The organism is Pedobacter sp. AC379, assembly GCF_979258145.1.
This window is the reverse complement of the sequence record NZ_OZ409839.1, coordinates 2,322,392-2,341,629: the sequence shown is the minus strand read 5'-3', so window position 1 is coordinate 2,341,629 and position 19,238 is coordinate 2,322,392. Positions and strand designations below refer to the sequence as shown.

Sequence of the window (19,238 nt, the reverse complement as noted above, 5' to 3'; positions counted from 1 at the left end):
ATTTAAATAAATTTAAGGAGTTCGTTATAAAGCTTTTCGGTTGGCAAGCCCATTACATTCGTATACGAACCCTCAATGCGCGTTACTACAACAATTCCCCACCAATCTTGCACACCATAACTGCCTGCTTTATCATATGGTTGGTAATTATCAATGTAGAAATCAATTTCCTCACTGTTAACGGCTTTACAGTACACTTCCGTACGATCATAAAATGAATAGCTTTTATCGCCTTTAACAACCGTTACGCCTGTAAATACTTCATGCCTGCTGCCTGAAAGTTTCTTGAGCATTTCCTGTGCGTGTGCCCTATCGGTTGGTTTGCCTAAAATTTCGCCATTTAAAGCTACAATAGTATCGGCGGTAATGATAATTTCACCATCTCCGGTAAATGCCTTTGCTTTTTGCTCTGATATATAAACTGCAATTTCTGCCGGACTTAAACCATCAGGATAACTCTCATCAACATCTTTTAATTCTACTTTAAAATTTAAACCCATAAGGGTTAACAGTTCTTGTCGGCGTGGCGATTTAGAGGCTAAAACAATAGGGGGAAAATTTACAGGCATATTTTATTTTTTTGCTAAAATAAGAAAAGCGGCCTAAAGCCGCTTTCTTATTTAATATTTTAACAAGATTTAGTTGTTGCCACCACCTTGTCTACGTTTCTCCATTTCGGCACGTTGCTCTTTTTGCCAGGTTTCGTAAGTTTTTTTCTGATCGTCAGTTAATACAGCATTTACTTTTGCATCATTATCAGCACGCATTTTTTGCATTTTCTCTCTCATTGCATCTCTATCACCACCTTGCATTTCTTCGCGCATTTTTTTCATGGTTTCTGCCTGCTCAGTAAAAACAGCTGTTAATTTCGTTTTTTGATCGTCAGATAGTTTTAATTTCTCGTCTAACTGTTTTACGCGGTCTTCAGGTTTCATCATCATTCTGCCTTGTCCACCACCTTGTTGTTGCGCGTTAGCGAAACCAGCTATACCTAGCATTAATCCGCAAATCATCATTAATTTTTTCATGTTGTTTTTGTTGTTTTTGGTTGAAAATTGAGATGGTTTGAGTCTAAAAAAAAACAATAGTTTAATGGCAAAATGTAACTTAGCTGTTGCAAATTACAATGTGCCGCGTTTCACACCTTCTGAAATAACCTTGTTAAGACGGAATTATTATGCAGCACCCAATAAATTATAAATTAAGCTAATTTACATGCCAGAATCGGCAGCGTTCGGATTTTCATCATGCCATCTGCCCTGCACTTTCATCACTTTTTCGATAATATCGCGAACAGCAGTTTTGCCTCCTTTATAGGGAGATACAAATGTAGAAATAGCTTTTATTTCTTCTACGGCATCAGCCGGACAGGTTGGAAGACCTACAAGTTTCATAACTTTTAAATCAGGGATATCGTCGCCCATATAAAGCACTTCTCCGGCAATAATATTTTTATCCTGAAGGTATTGATTAAAGATGGCTACCTTATCTCCGGTTCCAAGGAAAACATCGGTAACCCCTAAATTGAAGAAGCGTTTTCCCATTGCAATACCATCACCACCAGAAATGATACAAAGGTTATATCCCTTTTTAACTGCCAATTGCATGGCATAACCATCTTTAATGTTAAATGTGCGTAGCGATTGACCATTATCAGTAACCTGAACTGACCCATCGGTAAGCACACCGTCTACATCAAAAATGAAAGTGGTGATCTCTTTTAGTTTTTGGAGAAACATCTTTAGCTGGGGTTTGGAGCTTGGAGTTGGAAGTTAATGGAGCATCAAAACTCTAAACTCATTACTCCAAACAAATTACTGATTATCTCTCCACTCGTACACCCAGGCAGATTGAATTTGCTCTAAATGCCCTTCGCTGCTTTCCTCACGGGTACCCTTAAAGTTTGGTAAGGATAAAACCCATTCTAAAAGTTCGGTAAAGCGGATACGGTAGATTTTAGCTTCTGTAAAGTCATCACCGAATTTCTCATATAAAGACATTGCAATATCTTCATAATCATTCCAGTAAAAAGGTAAAGCAAATTTATCGTTGTTCATGTTGTTTTGTTGGTTAATTGTTGAAATTGGTTAATCGGTTAAATTTATAAATTGGCTAACCGACTAATGACTTTTGCTTAGGGACTATAACTAGTGACCCATAAAGTCTGATTGATCTGGAATGGTAACTTCAATATCGCCATTAATTACCACACATTGGCAACCCAGGCGGGAAGTAATTTTCGGACGGACAGCTCTGTCGATAAAGTCTTCTTCTTTGTCGGAAATCTCTTCGATATTATCCATGCCCTTTGTTACGTATACATGGCAGGTACTGCAACCACAAACACCACCGCAGTTGTGTTGTAATTCGATTCCGTTATCCAGACAAACATCTAAAACAGATTCTCCCGCGGCTATTGGCAATTCAATAGATTCGTGATCTGCTTCTTCAAAATTTATTTTTAATTTAAAAATGCTCATAATTATTTTGCAAAAGTAATAAGCAAAAGCCGTAATAATACTATTTCAGCGTTAATTTTATGCTATCGCTTAATGTTTGATAAATATTCTGCAACCCGGGCATGCTTGTTAACATGCTCATGTGCTTATTTAAAGTATTTTCATCAGCCCGTACTGCTGGTCCCGTCTGCACATTTTCAGGCAGATTGCTCATTACCTTATCAGCCGTCTCGGCAATTAAAGGTCTGATGATTTCGAAATCCAAATCATTCTGATTCAAAATTTCATTGGCTAAAGTGTAAAGGTGGTTCGGAAAATTACAGGCAAACACGGCAGCCAGGTGTAATACTTTTCGCTTTTCTCCACCTAACAGATATACTTTAGTACTTAATTTGGTTGCTAAATTGGTTAAAACAGTTAATTGATCTTCGTTACTAGCTTCAATACAAAGTGGAATATTTACGAATGAAATTTCCTTCCCTTTAGAAAAAGTTTGCAAAGGATAAAAAACACCCGCATTTTTCACCAGTGAGGATAAAGTATTAATATCTGTAGTTCCTGATGTATGCACCACTAAACCATTTACATTTTTTAATGATCCGGCAACTGCGGCAATGGCATCATCTTTTACCGAAATAATATATAAATCAGCATTCTGTTCAAGATCATTTAAATCGCTTACTGCTTTGGTTTCTATTAAATTAGCTAAAAACTGTGCATGATTTAGATTAGGGCTATAAACTTGCACCACTTCTTCACCTACAGCCTTTAAAGCCTTGGCCAATTGTGTGGCAACATTACCCGAACCTAATAAAACAATCTTCATGTTGTTATGCTACTTTGGCCTCTTTTCTTCTTCTGAAAATTGAAAGTAAGAAACCAACAACCATTACAATGGTACCTGCCCAATATAAATTGATAAAAGGAAACTCAATTGCCTTAAAAACAACCCAATCTTTAGCTTGCTGAGGTTTTTCAAAAATCTGAAGTTCCACTTTTTTCTCATCCGGTAATACCCTCGAAAAACGGAATTTCAGATCAAGTTCATCAACCTTACGTGCGAAATCAAAAGTATTGTTACCTTTTATTAAAAAGATAGGCTCTGTGTTGTAAATTTTACCCGCAGCACTAATCTCTAAAGGTAAACCAACAGCGTAATCGCCCTGGCCTAATGCTAAATCTTTTGCGGTAGGTTTTCTGTTTAAATCTTTAACGGTAACTATTCCACTTGAGGTATGAATGGTATCCCCTACAGAAACCTTTACAATACGAGGTGCTTTATAGTTTTCATCATCCGAATGCCCTTCATGGTCATCATGCGATTCTTGTTTAACAGCCGCACTCGTAATGTGTGTATAAACATCGTAAGTTAAATAGTGCTTGGTATCAGGAGATGCAATTAAGCCCATTTTTTCATTTGCCTGAACATGCGGATGCAAGTTAAAATCTTCTTTAACCTTACCTTCTTTATCTAAAACTTTAAAATTAAGCGTATAAATGGTATTTGGTGCCACTGTGGTATCGGCTACATAGGTTACAGTATACTTACCCATTTGTTTTGGCTCGTTTTTGTATAACATAATGTTTTCGCCAGGCTTTTCTGTTTTTTCAAAACCTTCTACCGGAATAAATTTATTCGCATTAATGGAAATTGGCTTATTTGTAGCGGCAGAAATTAATGCACCTAAAATTAAAAAAGCAAAACCAATGTGAGCAATTGCAGATCCGGCCAGTTTGGCTTTACCACCAAAAGCCTGATACAATATGGCTGCATTGGAAAGTACAGCAAATAAACAACTAAAAGTAATCAGAATGTACATGGTGTTGGTGTAGATTTCTGCTACATACACCAAACCCGCAGTTAAAACAATTGAAAAAACAATTGCAGAAATTAAGCTGCTATAAAATTTTCGCGGGTCGGTTCTTTTATATTTTAAATATTGAGAGAAACCTGAAATTAATGTAATTAACACCGCAAATGGTGCCTGCCATTGGTTGTAATACTTTACAGCATCAATAGGAGGAGTAAATTTAGTACCGAAAGCCTTATTAAAGACTGGCACTGAAGTAGAGAAAATAACCTGAATACAGGCAATGGTTACTACCAAAGCTCCGATAAACATCCAGAATTCGCGCGAATAGGTTTCTTCATCTTTGGTGGTAATCGGCAATTCTTTCCACCTGATTACAATTAGTACAACTGCTAAAACGGCGAATACTACATTGTATAAAATTAAGTGCCCAAACATACCCATATCGGTAAATGAGTGAACGGATGTATCGCCTAAAATACCGCTTCTGGTTAAAAACGATGCATAAAGCACCAATAAGAAACTTAAAAATACCAATGCAATGGCTGTAAAATAAGCATGACCGGTATTTTTATATGCAATCATTACGTGTACAGCACCAATTAAGGTTAACCATGGAATTAAAGAGGCATTTTCTACAGGATCCCAAGCCCAGAAACCACCAAAATTTAAGGCTTCATAAGCCCAAAACGAACCCATAATAATACCTGTACCTAAAACCATTACCGCAAAAAGCGTCCATGGTAATGCTGGTTTAATCCATTCTTTATATCTTTTTTGCCATAAGGCTGCAATTCCGTAAGCAAAAGGCACAACCATACTTGCAAAACCCAAAAACAAGGTTGGCGGGTGAATAACCATCCAGTAATTTTGCAACAATGGATTTAATCCTCTGCCATCAGTAATGAATTTTAAATAATTAGCGAAATTTTCAGGATTTGCAAAAACAACAGGCGCCATTGATTTTAAATCAAGAGAATCTCTTAGTAGTATAAAAGGAGAACTTCCGATGCGCTCGCCTAAAATTTCTACACCCAAAAGCATCGATGTTAAAAACACCTGTGAAAAGGCCACAACTGTCATTACAGGGCGCTCCCAGGTTTTAGCTTTCCAGATTAATAAAGTACCTAAAAATGATTGCCAAAAAGCCCAAAGCAAGAAACTACCTTCCTGACCTTCCCAAAAAGCAGAAATAATAAAGTGTATTGGAAGCTGTTTTGATGAGTGCCAATAAATGTAACTGTACTCATTGTAGTGGCCTAATACCAGGTAGAATAAAATTGCTCCTATACCAATAATACAGGCAAAATTAATTAAGAACCCAATACGGCCTAAATTTCGCCAGGATTTATCTTCTAAATTCTTCTCGCGACTGGCATAAAAGTATGCGATTGTTGAAAGTAATGATGCACTAAACGCCAGTACAATAAAAAACTGACCGATTTTACCCGGCAGCAGGTGTTCGCCTACAAATTGAATATCCATTAAAATTAGTTATATTTTTTTTCGCCGTACTTACCTACAGTATCAACCTTACCATCCTTGTTGATTTCAACCAGGTTATCGTTATATTTAGAAGGGCATTTCATTAAAATTTTGGATGCGTAAAATTTGTCCTGATCCATTTTACCAATCAAAACCAATTTTTCTGACTTTTCAAAATCCTGTGGCTTAGTACCTGCATACACAACCTCTCTTACTTCTCCCTTTTCATCTTTCATATGGAATGAAAAATGGTTGGCATCTTTTACCGCATCGTAATACGTACCTTTTGATTTTTCCCAATAGCCCATTACGTGCTCTTCTTTGTTAGAAGTAGCGGCTTGTTTGAAATTAGAGTAAGTATCTGTATTTGCGTTTAAGCTAAATAAAATCCCTACGGAAATTGCGATTGTAATTAACCCAATGATTGCACTTTTCTTCATGATGATGTGTATTGTAAAAGCTGGGAACAAAGATAGAAAAATAGGCTTAGCAAGCATTCTTTTACATTTTTCTTGTCTTTATATTGACAATTACCTGATTTTTATCAGAAATATTTTCAACAAGAGCATCTATTTATAACTGATCTTAAGGAATATCTTAAATCCGATAAAACTTAGCTTCGAAATTATTAAGTTTGACCCATCAGATTTTATTCCTTTTTACATCCCACAATAAACATAAACCGGATAAACATGAACTTGAAACAGTTTTATAAGCTATTGCTATTTATTTTTCTAATACCCATTTTAAGTTCCTGTTTTGAAGTTGTTGAGGAAATTACCTTGAAAAATGATGGAACCGGAGATGTTGTATTAACCATAAACCTGAGCCAGAGCAAAACCAAAGTGGCTTCGGTGATGCTGCTTGATAGTGTACAGGGATACAAAGTGCCGAGCAAACAAAAAATACAACAAGAACTTAATGAAGCTGTAGCTTATTTAAAAAAATCGGAAGGCATTTCGAATGTTAAAAGCACAAGTGATTTTAGCAATTACATTGCAACCATCAGTTTTTCATTTAAAGATGTTTCAAATATCAATAATATCACTAAAAACATCCTTGCTCAGCAAAAAATTAAGGCTACAAATACATCCTCATACAGTTATAACAAAACCACAAAAACTTTTAACAGGAAATATCAGCCTGTAAGTACAGCAAAAACCGAATTCAATAAATTAAAGGCGAAAGACAAAGCTGTTTTTAATGGCGCAACCTATACCAGTATTTACCGTTTCGAATCTCCTGTAACAAGTAGCACTAACCCGGCATCAAATGTGTCGAAATCCAAAAAAGCAGTAATGTTAAAAAGCAGCATCATGGATTTAATTAATGGAAAAATTAACGTATCGAACACGATACAACTGTCTAAATAAAATCACACTTTCCGAAAAACCCTATCTAAATGAAAAAAATTCTAATTGCCATCTCTTTCTTTTTATCCTTTCAACTGGCGCAGGCACAGGATTTAATTAAGAAAATCCCTTCAAATGCATTTACAGTAGCTACTATTAAAGGCGACAATGTTTTTAAACTCATGTTTGTGAAAGACTTTAACGAATCTTTTGTTGGCAAAAAATTACTTACGGAAACATCAAAGTCACTGGATAAAAATTTTACCAGCATTGAAGATTTTGGCATCAACCTGGAGAAAAACATGTATTATTTCAATCAGTTAAGCGATAGCATTACTTATAACTGTTTCTTGATCCCTATAAAAGATGCTGCAAAATTTGAAACTTTGATTGAAAACAAAGAAAAAAAGTATACTCAGCAAGGCGATATCCGTACAATGATTTTGCCAGATAGCACGAGTATAATCAAATGGAATAACAACATGCTTTATTTTGTAACAGGAAGCATTAAAAGTTCTTTCTTTGCTGATTCTGTCAAATCTGCACGTTATGGAATTAAAGACACAAAATATGGATGGGATACAACGGTAACTGACAGTACAGTAGTTACTGTAGATTCTGTTGCAACAATTGCTTACCCGGAAACAATTGATCAGCCTACCACTATAAAACCTTATAAAAAGGCCAAAACCGCTGCTAAAAAGAAAAAACCAACAAAAAAATCAACCAAAGTTAAAACCCGTAAAAAAGCTACCATTGCCAAAAAGAAAAAACCGGTAAGTGATGGCTTTATTGATGATGAAACTGCGCCTGATATGGCTGATGATGTGGTAACAGACAGTGCTGCAACTTATGTTTCGGGCGATGTTGCAGATGCGGCAAACTACAATCAGGCCGGCGATGAAAAACATTATCAGGATTATCAAAAAGAGCTTACCGAGCAGGATGTAAAGAAAAAAAGATTAGCCTTTACCTGGATGACGACTCAAGCCGATCAGATTTTTAACGGCACTTACGAATCTATCGAAAACAATAAATCCTATACCGCAAGTTTGGACAATAAAGCCATTGCAGAACTTTGGGTATCGAGTTTACAGGATGTTTACAATTCAATAGCACCCGAATTTGGCACCTATGGAAAAGCTGGTTTAATGAAAGGTTATGGCAGTTTAAATGCAAAGGTTTTTATGGACAATAAAAGTTTCCGTATCTCTACAGGGTTGGAAATGGTTCAGGAACAGGCCGATGCTTATAAAAAAATCATGAACAGGAAGTTGAACAAAAAATTCCTGAAATATGTAAACAGCGAAAAAGCACTTGGTTTTATGAGTTACTCGATTGATACCAAAGCTTACCTGGAAGAGTTTCCTAAATTAATGAAACAAGCCTATGGATCTTTTTTAGGAGCAAGAATGGATGAAGAAATTGATTTGGGAGCTGATCTGATCTCACTTATTTTGGATGAAGAAGCTATAAGCAAAGTTGTTAAAGGCGATGCCCTGTTTGTAATTAACGGTTTAAATACTAAAGACGTTACCTATACCACTTACGAATATGATGATGATTATAAGCAAAAAGAGGTAGTTAAAACGAAACAGGAAACCCTGCCTGATTTTCTTTTCATGTTCTCATCTGAAGATACCAGATTGATTAACAAAGCAATTAAATACGGGCTGAACAAGAATTTTATCACTGTTGAAAATAACATATACAAATTCCAGGAAAAGAAAAGCCCAATTGACATTTATTTCATGATTAAAGATGGTATTGTGTTTTTTGGCAACTCATTAACAGAGATGCAGGGAATTAGCAACAATCAATACAACAACAATAAATTAAGCAAATTGCATAAAGATTTATTAAGCAAAAATAATTTCAGCTTTTTATTTAATGCCAAAAACCTGGTGGGCAAAGTACCGGATTCGGAAATTGGCGGCGAAGAAACGGCTAAGAAATTTAACAGCACTTTAGAAAAAATGGGCAATGTATATATGAAATCGAACCCGATTAAAGGTAGATTGGTTTCAGCAGATATTAGTGCAGAAATACCGAACGGACACGAAAATGCATTGAAATACCTGTTCTCTTTAATAGAAAATGCAGCGAAGTAATCACTTGCTTGTTTTAATAACAATTTTCAAGTAGTTAACCTATTAACCACTTTAAACAGTTAACCTTTTCTATGATGAAATTTTTAAAAATAACAGCAGCAATAGTAATATTGCTGCTGATCTGTTATTTCGGCTTTTTCAAGTATCGGCAGATACAGGCGAATAAGATATCAATCCCAACTTCTGCCACTGCCCTGCTAAAAATTAATGTTGATGAATTATATAAAACCATCGCAATTAGTTATATAAAACATCCCAACCAATATACTGGAGGGGATAAAAAAGGCATAAAGGATAAAATAGAGGATTTAAAAACAGGCTTGAAAATTCCGGCAAACATCTATATATATACCTTGGCTGAAAAAGCAAAAACAACCTTCTTTTCGAGCCTTGAAATTACAGATACGTTGGCTTTTAACCGATTTATTGAGAAAAATACTTTCCTGCCATTAATGAAAAAAGAGTCAGGTTTCTTTCAATCAAAAGATTCGACCATCTCAATTTTATTCAACAAATCAAATGCTGTTTTAGCCTTTTCTCCTCAAAAAGAACAGGTTAAAACAGTACTTACAGATATCCTGAATAAAAAAAACATTGTAAAAATTGGTGAAAGCAAATTCAACAACCTCGTTAACCTCACCGATCATTTAGTTTTTCAGGATAGCAACAATTTGTGCAAGATTAGCTTTACCGATGGAAAAATCAGTTTCAGCAATGAATTTATCAATAAATGGATTGAACCTGCACTGCAACCAAAACATCGCGTTTTGAATCCTGAAAGTACCGTAAGCATGTGGTTAAACGGAAAATATAAATCCGATGTATCGAAAAATAATCAGTCACCAAATACTTCTATTCTTTCAAAATATAACTTTTCGAAATTTTACAAAGATTACCTTGATTTTGAATGGACCAACACCATTACCCAAGTCGATACTGTTGTTGGTTATGAATATAATGATGATTTTGAACGGGTGGAGAAAAAAATTCTTCAGGACAAAAAGATTCCGGCTATATCTATTAACATGAGTGCAAATGATCAGGAAGTAAGTAATTATCTAAAATCTTTAGGTGCGCTGGATGAATCAACCGGAAAAATCAGCAGAACAATAATTCCACTTTATCAAACTTATTTTAAAGGTACCAAAGGCAATATTCAGTTGAGTACTTTACCAAATCTTAAACCTGACCTTAATAAAATATCCTCCGAAGATTTCTTTTACCTTAAAATAGATTTTAAAAAATTGTTGAAGCAAATGCCAATGCCACTTATCGCTGAGAATTTAAGCAACTTTAGCCAACTGGAAATTAAAGCAAAAAGCACAGGAAAAGATAAAATTAAACTGGAATCGGAATTACTGTTTTCAAATCAAAACGCAAATGCATTAATTCAGCTTTTAAAAACCTTTAAAAATGGTATCAACAGCCAGATCAAATTTAATTTACCAACTGATATTCCGGTACGCAAATAGGCTAATTTTGCAGATAAAGGGTGATTTAAAGCAACTCTAATAAGAATATTAATACAGGAGCATTCATTTCAAAATAAAAAGAGCTAGAAACGGCTTTAATAGTTGGCAATATATTCAGATCATAACTCTTAAAAACGAATAAAAAAAGCCTTGCAGTTTTAATCCTGCAAGGCTTTCATTTAGTTCTTGATCCTTCAAAAAGCTCAGGATAAAAAACTAAGCATTATGGCCAAACGCCTAAATTCATATAAGAAACTGCAATTTTATCGATTGAATTTACAAAAGCAGCAGTTCTTAATGTCTGCGTGCCTGGTTTATTCTTCAAAGTTTCGCGAATTTCATGATAAGAATGGATCATGGTATCTTCTAAACCAGAGTTTACCAATTCCATTTCTGAGGCACCCTTAACAATCATCAAACGGTGCTCAGGCAAGATCGTTTTACCAGTCAGGTTTTCTAAAGTATTGATCAGGTTTGCATTAGAATTTGCCGCATAACGGTTTTCCATACGTCCGAAAGCAACATGAGAAAGGTTTTTTAACCATTCGAAGTAAGAAACCGTAACCCCGCCGGCATTGCAATACATATCAGGAATAATAATTCCACCCATTTCAGTAAAAATAGCTTCAGCTTCTGGTGTAGTTGGTCCGTTTGCACCTTCAGCAATAATTTTTGCTTTAACGTTGCGGATGTTAAGCTCAGTAAACTGGTTTTCTAAAGCCGCCGGAACAATAATATCGCAATCTTGCTCTAAACCTTCCATTGAGTTTTTAAAATCGGTAGCACCTGGGAAACCTAAAATAGAGCCTGTATTTTTACGGTGTGCAAAAACTTCATCAACATTTAATCCGTTGGGATTATAAATTGCGCCTTCATATTCACATAAGCCTACGATAGTAGCCCCAAATTCGGCCAAAAATTTAGCTGAGTGATAACCCACATTACCTAAACCCTGTACAATTACTCTTTTATCACCTAAACCTGCTTTAAAACCAATTTTGGCCATATCTTCTGCAACTTCTACACATTCGCGTACGGCATAAGCCACACCACGGCCGGTAGCTTCTTTACGACCACGGATACCATGTAGAGCAATTGGTTTACCAGTTACGCAGCCTAAGGCATCCAACTGGCCAGGGTTCATGGTCATATAAGTATCGGCAATCCAGCTCATTTCGCGTTCTCCAGATCCATAATCAGGAGCTGGAACATCAATACCGGGACCGATAAAGTTTTTCTTAATTAATTCTGTAGTATAACGGCGGGTAATCGTTTCCAATTCGGCAACGCTATATTGTTTGGTGTTAATTTTGATCCCACCTTTTGCACCACCGAATGGAACGTTAACAATAGCACATTTGTATGTCATTAAGGCTGCAAGTGCCATAACCTCATCTTCGTTTACCATTTCGCTATAACGGATACCACCTTTTGTAGGGCTCATATGGTGAGAGTGCTCTACACGCCAGGCATCAATTACTTCAAAACCGTTTCCGCGGCGTATTGGGAACTGGAAACGATATACACTATTACATGTTTTAATCTGGTTCAATAAACCTTCCGGATGATTGGTGAATTGAGCCGCACTGTCAAAGTTTTTACAAACATCTGCAAAGAACTTGTTCTCGTCTGCTAGATTAGCCATTATTTATTTTTTAATATGAATAAGTTTTCGATGCAAAATTGCCTAAAAAAACCGCACATATCCAAATGAAAAAAGACTTAGTGTACACCAAACACCACGCTGATTTGCAGTATCCATAGTACTTATACCAATTGTAGCGAATTGTTCAAAAACAATACTAATACCTATTTAAACGCAGATAAATGCTTTGGGAAAGATTAGAAAAACGACCATTTTTATCGCTTTTATTAAAGCTTATTTCAACCTAAAAAAATTATAAAAAAAATATTTAAATCATGCTTTTATTACAACGCTTAACAAACAGGGCAATAAAAACGGGCTAATATTACGAATATTGTAATTCGACACGGGAATTAAGACATAAAAAAAGTGACCAATTATGTTGATCACTTTTCAATGTTAATCTAAATCGTCCCGTTGATTTAATTTTTAACTAACCAAACTTGATCAATAAATTATCAAAAAACAATACTGCGATGTAGGTATTTTATGTCTTTACTGGCTTGTATCTTTAATTAGCACTTTAAAAATCGATAACATCCTATTTTACAATAAGATAAATATAAAATTTATGAAATTATCAGCAATAACGCATTTATTTATTGCCATTTGAAACGATAAAATATTTATAGCTATAATCCTTTAAGGTACTATTATTTGCTATTGTGGTTTTCTTTTTCAATTTTCTTTAATCTTTTATCAATTGTGAAAAGATAAGCAAGCAGGCCTACAAGAATAATTACGATACAAATTACAACAACGTAGATTTTTCCATTGCTGCGAAGGCTATCGGCCATTTCTACACCGTTATCCTGAGCAAATAGTTGCAAAGTGGCGATCATTAATATTAAGGAGAAAAATATCTTTTTCATTTTAATTATGTTGTTGTTTGTTTTCTATTGAACGTATTCTGAAACGGATGGTATAAATCCAAAAGCCAATAATAGACCAACCAATAAATGCTGGATATAAAACTGCTCTCATTCTGCTATCTAAATCGTAACTATTAAAGCCTGGGTTGCCACCATTGCCAGGGTGTAATGAATCTGACAGCCTTGGGAGTACCATAATAAGGACTACCATCATAGGAAAAGCAAAAATATTGTAAATGGCTGATATTTTTGCTCTTTTTTGTTCTTCATCAATTGCATTGCGAAGAATTAAATAAGCAAAATATAATAATATTGCAATTGCACTAAAATTTTGTTTAACATCAAAACTCCAGAATTGTCCCCAGGTATATTTTGCCCATAACGACCCAGTTATTAAACCGAGGATACTAAAGACCACCCCAACATTTACACTTTCAACTGCTCTAGTATCATAGCTTTCTTCTCCCTTTAATAAAAACATAATACTATAAAAAACTGAAATAGAAAAAAGTGTAATCATAGCGAACCACATGGGTACATGAAAATACAGGTTCCTTATAGTTTCATTCAAAATTGCTAACCTAGGTACACCAATTAATAATCCACCTACGGTTGAATACAAAACCAATATGGCTCCCAGAACTTTCCACCATGTTTTACTCATATATTATAATATTTATTAAACTCTATAATTTTTATACTACTTTACTCTCTCCAAAGGTAAGGAAATAACAATAATGCTGTTGCAACAGTAACAACGTTAACGGCTAAAAGCATGCTTATTTCATCATAACTCGTATCCCACGGCAGGCCATCAACTGCATTCTTAGCTAATCTGATTAAGAGTATGAGTACCGGGATAATAATCGGAAAACTTAAAATGGCCATTAACATACCACCATTGCCAGCCTTACTCGCAATGGCAGATACCATGGTGAAAACAGTCGAAAAACTAATTGCACCTAAAATAATAGCAATATAATACATTAGTAGATTAGTATCAGGATATGTACCAAAAACTAAAATGTAAAATCCAAGCGCAATTGTAGTCAAAGCCAGCATTAAAAGGATGTTGTAAACCATCTTAGAAATTAAAACTGCAGCAGGGCTGGCCAGAATGTAACTGTATAATTGCTGTCCTTTAGTTTCTTGCAAAAAGCTTTTCGATACGCCGTTAATGGAGGCAAAAAGCATGATAATCCAAAACAAAGCATTCCAGGTTAATTTATCGCCAAGGCTAACAAACGACAGGTAACAGGTAAAAATAGTAGAAACCACATAAAGCAATACACCGTTAATGGTGTATTTTGAACGCCACTCTAGCAGTACTTCCTTATGTATTAAATATTTAACCTCTTTGGCCAATTGCATAACCGCAAATATACTTTTATTGATAAATATTGCGCGCTTAAATTGTTGTATTGTTGTAATTTTGTTTTAGATAAAACCCTAAGGAAATTAGCCACGAAAGTACAGAAGGCATAGAAAACATGGATTACGCATCAGTTATAGAATCGCCAGTTGGAAAAATAACCATCTTTGCTGATGATGAATTTGTGTATGCTATTACTTTTGCCGAAAAAGACACTAAAGGTATGGCAGAAAACCAGCTTACTGCGAATGTTGCAAGGCAAATAAATGATTATTTTAAAGGCGAACTGCAGGTTTTCAATTTCCCTATGAAACAAACGGGAACAGCGTTTCAACAGGAGGTTTGGCAGAACTTAGTAACCATACCTTTTGGTGAAACCACTTCATATGCCAAATTTTCTGCGCATCATCCTTTGGCGATCCGGGCTATTGCATCGGCAAATGGAAAAAACAATATTGCAATAGTAGTACCTTGCCACCGGGTAATTGGCAGCAACGGCAAACTGGTTGGTTACGCGGGTGGCCTATGGCGCAAAAAATGGCTGCTTCAACATGAAAGTGAAGTTGCCAGAAAAGGACAAACAGAATTAAAATTTTAACCCCTATTTAGCAGATGAATACAAACCAAGCCGGAACGCCAAACAACTACTTAAAAGCTATACGTTTAATCAATATTGAAGGCGACAAATGTGCATTTGAAACTGGCAAGATCCCAATCCGTCAGCACATTAATGCAAATTACTTTTTTGCCCAAACCGATGTTTCCACTTTAGAGAAAATCCCTCATCCGGCACCAAGGAGACAATATGTTATTACGCTTAAAGGTAAATTGAAGTTTACAGTTAGTAACGGAGAAACCTTTCTTATAGAACCAGGAATTGTGCTTATTGCCAATGATACCGCTGGAGAAGGGCATACCTGGGAAATTGTAGATGGTATTGAATGGGAAAGAATTTATATTCCGCTGGAAGAAGATGCAGATGATTATTTTACTTTAGACTAAGACTGTTAAAACCAAAATTGGGTCAAATCCGTAAATAATAGCAAAACCTACTATTATGAAAACGATCTGCTCACTCCTGCTTGTTCTTTTAACTTACCTGCCCATGGAAAAAAATGTTCCTGTGGCTAAATTAGATTTAAAAAAATATTCTGGAACATGGTATTCGTTATATTCTATTCCTACAATTTTTGATAAAGGAAGCCGGGAAACAACCACAAAGTATACCTTGAATAAAGATGGTTATTACAATGTATTTACTACCTATAAAAAACCGGGCGATGATAAGGTGTACTCCAGGAGTTCGAAAATGTTTCCTTCAGAAGATGGTGATAAAGGAGAATTACAGGCGCAGTTTATTTGGCCGATAAAGGTTGATTACTGGATTATTGAGCTGGCTGATGATTATTCTTACGTGGTGGTTGGCCACCCTGATCATAAATTTTTGTTCATCATGAGCCGTAATCAAACAATGCCAAAGAAAACTCATGATGAAATAATAGCCAGATGTAAAGCTAAAGGATATGAGGTAGCTAAACTAACCTCGCAGTTGCACGAAAAAGTTTAAGCTGTAATTTTTTCGCCGCGTTTAACACTAAAGAGCATAAATATTACGCCTACCAAAAGTACAATCCAACCCCATTGGAAGTGTACTACTTTACCGATCAACTTATTGGCGAAACCATATTTGGTGTAATTGTTGGCGGTAAAATAAACGGCTACAACAGCTAAAACATACCATATTGCCATAACAAAACTCATAAACCTAAATGCACCAACACTTCTGATAAAAAGGAATAGAACTGAAATGGCTATTATCGCATAGGTAATTAGAAATAAACGCGCATCTGATTGATACAAATTCCAGTTCCCTTTAATAGGTACCTTTAAAATTGGGCAAAAACCAGCAATAACGCATAATATTATGCCTAACCAAGCCCTGAATTTATTTAATACTAACATTTTTATAATGGTTAATTGTATGAATGGTCAAACTGTTTTGGAGTTAATGATAGTCCACGGTAATATAATTAATTGGCCTGCCTATCTCAAAACTTCCCTAATGGATAAATTGTTTGGATTAGTATCTGTTTCAGCATTAGTTAATGTGCAATAGTTGATTGCCTATAGTGTAACAGCCTAATCTGTATTTTTCAAAAATTCTAAATGCGAAAACTATTAGAATTGATTAACACATCTGACACAAGCTGATGGTTTCAAAATTTTCAGCTAAATGCCTGGCATTTTTATCCATTAACTATTGCCTAAACTACTGCCCTTCAATAATCCCCATTTTATCGGCAAAGTGTGCACAGTAATCGCGCAGATCTTCAACTATTAAAGTTTCGTTTGTGGCTTTCAAAAAGCTATCTCCCATTGTTTGCAAAGTTTCGTAAAAGAAACGTTTCATTTCATCAACAGGCATATCTTTTGTCCAGAGATCAATACGCATCGAGTTTTTGTAATTATGATCCCAAAGGGCAAGAATCATCGATTTTACTGGCACCTGATCTGTTGTTTGTGCATCGGTACTTTCCCAAAGAATATTCTCTGGCATATTGTTATCGTCTAACTCAACGGTTATTTTAATTTCTGCTTTTCTCATGTTAATATTGATTGCACCGCTTCAATAGATTTCTCCAATTAGATCGGTTAATTTTTCCGGATGCAAAGATGCTTATTTAATTTGATTCCTCTGATTGGTTGCTTAAACCGATAAAGATTGAACAGCGATTTTTACGGTTTGATTACGTTACCTTTTGTAAAATCAACATAATTACTGCTGCAATTACAATAAAAATCAGTTCTACTACCCAAATTCTTTTTAAATCTTTTAAGGTAAAACGAAAAATCATATCAGTTATAAATGTTACCACAATTAAACAGCCCAAAATAAGCAGGTAAAAACCATCCATGTTTACATGTCTGGGTGCTGTACTTTTATCCGATAAAAGATTTACAACCACAAGCCCTAATCCTGCGGCACTAATGATATTCAAAGGCGTAATCCTAAGTTTCATCTGTGTTTATTTATTGTTTTAAATTGTCAGATGGAGCCTTTGACGATTTAAATAATTATTTAGAAAATTAACACTTATTTTAATTGCGTCGGGTTCATTACTTTTTCTTATCGAATTTTTTACCTTTTTTAAAGCTCTTAATCTGCTTTCCGGCCTTTGCTTTCGCTTTTTCCCTTACCTTTTTTTCAATTGCAGCAGCATGTTTTTTCTCATGGAAAGCACCTTTAAAATCAGGATCTTCTTTCCGTTTTTGCATATCAATTTCCTTCGCAATGTGTTGACGTTCTTCGTAAGGGGTTTCATCAATAAAAACTCCTTCAGGAATTTCAACAACAGGAATATACTGGCGGATCAGTTTTTCGATTTTGCGGATATAATATTTTTCAGCATCTGTAGCAAAAGTTATCGCATCGCCTTTGGCAAAAGCCCTACCTGTACGCCCGATACGGTGCACATAATCTTCAATAATGATAGGCACATCGAAATTAATTACATGACTTACATCACTTACATCAATCCCTCTACTCGCAACATCTGTAGCAACCAAAACCCTGATATTGCCTTCTTTAAAGCTATTTATAGAGTTAATTCTTGTATTCTGACCTTTATTGGCATGTATTACGCGAACATTATCGGCACCATACCTCCGTTCGATAAAACTATATATGTTATCTGCAACGGTTTTGGTTTTACAAAAAATAATCAGGCGGTTAAAAGCCTCGTCATTCTTTAGCAAATGCTGAAGCAAGTTAATTTTCGTTTTAAAATTCGGAACGTAATATAAGGCCTGTGTTACATTTGCAGCCGGGGTTGCTTGCGCAGATGCCTCAATCACAAGTGGATTATTCAGGAAATCGCCGGCAATTTTTTGCACTAGCTCACTCATTGTTGCCGAAAACAGCAAATTTTGGCGTTTACGTGGAACAATTTCTAAAATTCGGTGAATTGAGCCAATAAAGCCCATATCCATCATTTTATCAGCTTCATCCAACACTAAAAATTTAAGACTTTGGGTATTGATATCGCCAGACAAGTACAAATCCAAAAATCTCCCAGGGGTAGCAATCAAAATGTCGATACCCTTAGCAATCTGTTCCTTCTGCGTTTTTGGACCAATTCCACCGAAAATTACCAATGAACGTAGATCGGTATGTGTAGAAAACAACTTTACATGCTCTGCAATTTGCATGGCCAATTCGCGGGTTGGAGATAAAATCAAAGCCCTGGGATTGTCACCCTGAGCATATTTTAATTGCATTAAAATAGGCAAAACAAAAGCCGCGGTTTTCCCTGTACCGGTTTCGGCAATACCAAAAATATCCTGTCCCGATAATACCGGAGCAATTGCTTTTTCCTGTATCGGCGTGGCAACGGTGTAACCTGCATCGGCAACTGCATTTAAAATTTGCCTGTTTAACTTAAATTCTTCGAACGATTTTGCCATAGCGCACAAAGATAGTGATTAAGGTTGAGGGTTTGAAGGTGTTAGGCAGATGGTTTCCATCACATTCAAAAACAGGGCTCCTTTTATAAGAATGAGTAGAAAAGCAATTTCAGGAATTCTTCTTTCATCAAGCCCCACAATCTGCTCTACTTCATGCCAGTAATTTTCCGGTTTATTTTATTCAAAACAGTAACA

22 protein-coding genes are annotated in these 19,238 nt (G+C 35.5%); 6 read left to right on the top strand and 16 right to left on the bottom strand.

What is annotated here, in order from left to right:
• Positions 1 to 2 precede the first annotated feature (2 nt).
• From ACZZZW_RS10430 to ACZZZW_RS10395, 8 genes are all read right to left on the bottom strand, one after another.
• Positions 3 to 569: a Maf family protein gene (locus tag ACZZZW_RS10430; protein ID WP_463493196.1), complete on the bottom strand. Its 567-nt coding sequence runs from the start codon at positions 567 to 569 to the stop codon at positions 3 to 5.
• Between the two features lie 69 nt (positions 570 to 638).
• Positions 639 to 1,028, bottom strand: coding sequence for a Spy/CpxP family protein refolding chaperone (locus ACZZZW_RS10425; RefSeq protein WP_055914962.1), 390 nt, complete (start codon positions 1,026 to 1,028; stop codon positions 639 to 641).
• A gap of 183 nt (positions 1,029 to 1,211) precedes the next feature.
• Positions 1,212 to 1,739, bottom strand: coding sequence for a KdsC family phosphatase (locus ACZZZW_RS10420; protein WP_463493195.1), 528 nt, complete (start codon positions 1,737 to 1,739; stop codon positions 1,212 to 1,214).
• Positions 1,740 to 1,814: 75 nt separating this feature from the next.
• The gene (iscX, locus tag ACZZZW_RS10415; RefSeq protein ID WP_025143141.1) at positions 1,815 to 2,057 is read right to left on the bottom strand and encodes a Fe-S cluster assembly protein IscX; all 243 of its coding nucleotides are present in this window, start codon (positions 2,055 to 2,057) and stop codon (positions 1,815 to 1,817) included.
• 90 nt (positions 2,058 to 2,147) lie between these two features.
• On the bottom strand, positions 2,148 to 2,480 hold the full coding sequence (locus ACZZZW_RS10410; RefSeq protein ID WP_029275355.1) for a 2Fe-2S iron-sulfur cluster-binding protein: 333 nt from the start codon (positions 2,478 to 2,480) through the stop codon (positions 2,148 to 2,150).
• 40 nt (positions 2,481 to 2,520) lie between these two features.
• Positions 2,521 to 3,285, bottom strand: coding sequence for a Rossmann-like and DUF2520 domain-containing protein (locus tag ACZZZW_RS10405; protein ID WP_463493194.1), 765 nt, complete (start codon positions 3,283 to 3,285; stop codon positions 2,521 to 2,523).
• Positions 3,286 to 3,289: 4 nt separating this feature from the next.
• A complete protein-coding gene (ccsA, locus tag ACZZZW_RS10400; RefSeq protein WP_055914575.1) occupies positions 3,290 to 5,755 on the bottom strand; it encodes a cytochrome c biogenesis protein CcsA in 2,466 nt (821 codons plus the stop codon).
• 5 nt (positions 5,756 to 5,760) lie between these two features.
• Entirely contained in the window at positions 5,761 to 6,195 is a 435-nt protein-coding gene (locus ACZZZW_RS10395; RefSeq protein ID WP_463493193.1) for a cytochrome c maturation protein CcmE domain-containing protein, read from the bottom strand.
• 252 nt (positions 6,196 to 6,447) lie between these two features.
• Here ACZZZW_RS10395 and ACZZZW_RS10390 point away from each other — a divergent pair, with 252 nt between their 5' ends.
• The 3 genes from ACZZZW_RS10390 to ACZZZW_RS10380 all read left to right on the top strand — a co-directional run bounded on the left by ACZZZW_RS10390 (position 6,448) and on the right by ACZZZW_RS10380 (position 10,690).
• On the top strand, positions 6,448 to 7,128 hold the full coding sequence (locus ACZZZW_RS10390; RefSeq protein ID WP_463493192.1) for a hypothetical protein: 681 nt from the start codon (positions 6,448 to 6,450) through the stop codon (positions 7,126 to 7,128).
• A gap of 29 nt (positions 7,129 to 7,157) precedes the next feature.
• Complete coding sequence (locus ACZZZW_RS10385; RefSeq protein WP_463493191.1) at positions 7,158 to 9,218, top strand: hypothetical protein; 2,061 nt, start codon at positions 7,158 to 7,160, stop codon at positions 9,216 to 9,218.
• A 71-nt stretch (positions 9,219 to 9,289) separates the two neighbouring features.
• Positions 9,290 to 10,690: a hypothetical protein gene (locus ACZZZW_RS10380; RefSeq protein WP_463493190.1), complete on the top strand. Its 1,401-nt coding sequence runs from the start codon at positions 9,290 to 9,292 to the stop codon at positions 10,688 to 10,690.
• 223 nt (positions 10,691 to 10,913) lie between these two features.
• On the opposite strand, the gene ACZZZW_RS10375 is transcribed toward ACZZZW_RS10380, so the two are convergent.
• From ACZZZW_RS10375 to ACZZZW_RS10360, 4 genes are all read right to left on the bottom strand, one after another.
• A complete protein-coding gene (locus ACZZZW_RS10375; RefSeq protein ID WP_055914591.1) occupies positions 10,914 to 12,335 on the bottom strand; it encodes a Glu/Leu/Phe/Val family dehydrogenase in 1,422 nt (473 codons plus the stop codon).
• 653 nt (positions 12,336 to 12,988) lie between these two features.
• Positions 12,989 to 13,207, bottom strand: coding sequence for a CcmD family protein (locus ACZZZW_RS10370; protein WP_463493189.1), 219 nt, complete (start codon positions 13,205 to 13,207; stop codon positions 12,989 to 12,991).
• A gap of 1 nt (position 13,208) precedes the next feature.
• Entirely contained in the window at positions 13,209 to 13,871 is a 663-nt protein-coding gene (gene ccsA, locus ACZZZW_RS10365; RefSeq protein WP_463493188.1) for a cytochrome c biogenesis protein CcsA, read from the bottom strand.
• Between the two features lie 41 nt (positions 13,872 to 13,912).
• Complete coding sequence (locus tag ACZZZW_RS10360) at positions 13,913 to 14,578, bottom strand: heme exporter protein CcmB (protein ID WP_463493187.1); 666 nt, start codon at positions 14,576 to 14,578, stop codon at positions 13,913 to 13,915.
• A gap of 119 nt (positions 14,579 to 14,697) precedes the next feature.
• On the opposite strand from ACZZZW_RS10360, the gene ACZZZW_RS10355 reads away from it, so the two are divergent.
• The 3 genes from ACZZZW_RS10355 to ACZZZW_RS10345 are packed head-to-tail and all read left to right on the top strand — an operon-like array spanning position 14,698 to position 16,146.
• A complete protein-coding gene (locus ACZZZW_RS10355) occupies positions 14,698 to 15,177 on the top strand; it encodes a methylated-DNA--[protein]-cysteine S-methyltransferase (RefSeq protein WP_463493186.1) in 480 nt (159 codons plus the stop codon).
• Between the two features lie 14 nt (positions 15,178 to 15,191).
• Positions 15,192 to 15,581, top strand: a complete 390-nt coding sequence (locus ACZZZW_RS10350) for a cupin domain-containing protein (RefSeq protein ID WP_463493185.1) — start codon at positions 15,192 to 15,194, stop codon at positions 15,579 to 15,581.
• A gap of 55 nt (positions 15,582 to 15,636) precedes the next feature.
• Positions 15,637 to 16,146, top strand: coding sequence for a lipocalin family protein (locus ACZZZW_RS10345; protein ID WP_463493184.1), 510 nt, complete (start codon positions 15,637 to 15,639; stop codon positions 16,144 to 16,146).
• Here the strand turns inward: ACZZZW_RS10345 and ACZZZW_RS10340 are convergent.
• The 4 genes from ACZZZW_RS10340 to ACZZZW_RS10325 form a co-directional block, all read right to left on the bottom strand.
• Positions 16,143 to 16,541 (bottom strand): hypothetical protein, encoded by a 399-nt coding sequence (locus tag ACZZZW_RS10340; protein WP_463493183.1) that lies wholly within the window; start codon positions 16,539 to 16,541, stop codon positions 16,143 to 16,145. The genes ACZZZW_RS10345 and ACZZZW_RS10340 overlap by 4 nt on opposite strands.
• A 307-nt stretch (positions 16,542 to 16,848) precedes the next feature.
• Entirely contained in the window at positions 16,849 to 17,184 is a 336-nt protein-coding gene (gene gldC, locus ACZZZW_RS10335; protein WP_055914613.1) for a gliding motility protein GldC, read from the bottom strand.
• 142 nt (positions 17,185 to 17,326) lie between these two features.
• Complete coding sequence (locus ACZZZW_RS10330) at positions 17,327 to 17,599, bottom strand: hypothetical protein (RefSeq protein WP_055914616.1); 273 nt, start codon at positions 17,597 to 17,599, stop codon at positions 17,327 to 17,329.
• A gap of 97 nt (positions 17,600 to 17,696) precedes the next feature.
• Entirely contained in the window at positions 17,697 to 19,043 is a 1,347-nt protein-coding gene (locus ACZZZW_RS10325) for a DEAD/DEAH box helicase (protein WP_463493182.1), read from the bottom strand.
• Positions 19,044 to 19,238 lie beyond the last annotated feature (195 nt).

Coding starts and splice junctions, on each gene's coding strand:
- ACZZZW_RS10390 (WP_463493192.1), top strand. CDS start 6,448: ATGAACTTGAAACAGTTTTATAAGCTATTGCTATTTATTTTTCTAATA.
- ACZZZW_RS10430 (WP_463493196.1), bottom strand. CDS start 569: ATGCCTGTAAATTTTCCCCCTATTGTTTTAGCCTCTAAATCGCCACGC.
- gldC (WP_055914613.1), bottom strand. CDS start 17,184: ATGAGAAAAGCAGAAATTAAAATAACCGTTGAGTTAGACGATAACAAT.
- ACZZZW_RS10325 (WP_463493182.1), bottom strand. CDS start 19,043: ATGGCAAAATCGTTCGAAGAATTTAAGTTAAACAGGCAAATTTTAAAT.
- ACZZZW_RS10395 (WP_463493193.1), bottom strand. CDS start 6,195: ATGAAGAAAAGTGCAATCATTGGGTTAATTACAATCGCAATTTCCGTA.
- iscX (WP_025143141.1), bottom strand. CDS start 2,057: ATGAACAACGATAAATTTGCTTTACCTTTTTACTGGAATGATTATGAA.
- ACZZZW_RS10355 (WP_463493186.1), top strand. CDS start 14,698: ATGGATTACGCATCAGTTATAGAATCGCCAGTTGGAAAAATAACCATC.
- ACZZZW_RS10420 (WP_463493195.1), bottom strand. CDS start 1,739: ATGTTTCTCCAAAAACTAAAAGAGATCACCACTTTCATTTTTGATGTA.
- ACZZZW_RS10345 (WP_463493184.1), top strand. CDS start 15,637: ATGAAAACGATCTGCTCACTCCTGCTTGTTCTTTTAACTTACCTGCCC.
- ACZZZW_RS10385 (WP_463493191.1), top strand. CDS start 7,158: ATGAAAAAAATTCTAATTGCCATCTCTTTCTTTTTATCCTTTCAACTG.
- ccsA (WP_463493188.1), bottom strand. CDS start 13,871: ATGAGTAAAACATGGTGGAAAGTTCTGGGAGCCATATTGGTTTTGTAT.
- ACZZZW_RS10405 (WP_463493194.1), bottom strand. CDS start 3,285: ATGAAGATTGTTTTATTAGGTTCGGGTAATGTTGCCACACAATTGGCC.
- ACZZZW_RS10370 (WP_463493189.1), bottom strand. CDS start 13,207: ATGAAAAAGATATTTTTCTCCTTAATATTAATGATCGCCACTTTGCAA.
- ACZZZW_RS10410 (WP_029275355.1), bottom strand. CDS start 2,480: ATGAGCATTTTTAAATTAAAAATAAATTTTGAAGAAGCAGATCACGAA.
- ACZZZW_RS10340 (WP_463493183.1), bottom strand. CDS start 16,541: ATGTTAGTATTAAATAAATTCAGGGCTTGGTTAGGCATAATATTATGC.
- ACZZZW_RS10330 (WP_055914616.1), bottom strand. CDS start 17,599: ATGAAACTTAGGATTACGCCTTTGAATATCATTAGTGCCGCAGGATTA.
- ccsA (WP_055914575.1), bottom strand. CDS start 5,755: ATGGATATTCAATTTGTAGGCGAACACCTGCTGCCGGGTAAAATCGGT.
- ACZZZW_RS10360 (WP_463493187.1), bottom strand. CDS start 14,578: ATGCAATTGGCCAAAGAGGTTAAATATTTAATACATAAGGAAGTACTG.
- ACZZZW_RS10350 (WP_463493185.1), top strand. CDS start 15,192: ATGAATACAAACCAAGCCGGAACGCCAAACAACTACTTAAAAGCTATA.
- ACZZZW_RS10425 (WP_055914962.1), bottom strand. CDS start 1,028: ATGAAAAAATTAATGATGATTTGCGGATTAATGCTAGGTATAGCTGGT.
- ACZZZW_RS10380 (WP_463493190.1), top strand. CDS start 9,290: ATGATGAAATTTTTAAAAATAACAGCAGCAATAGTAATATTGCTGCTG.
- ACZZZW_RS10375 (WP_055914591.1), bottom strand. CDS start 12,335: ATGGCTAATCTAGCAGACGAGAACAAGTTCTTTGCAGATGTTTGTAAA.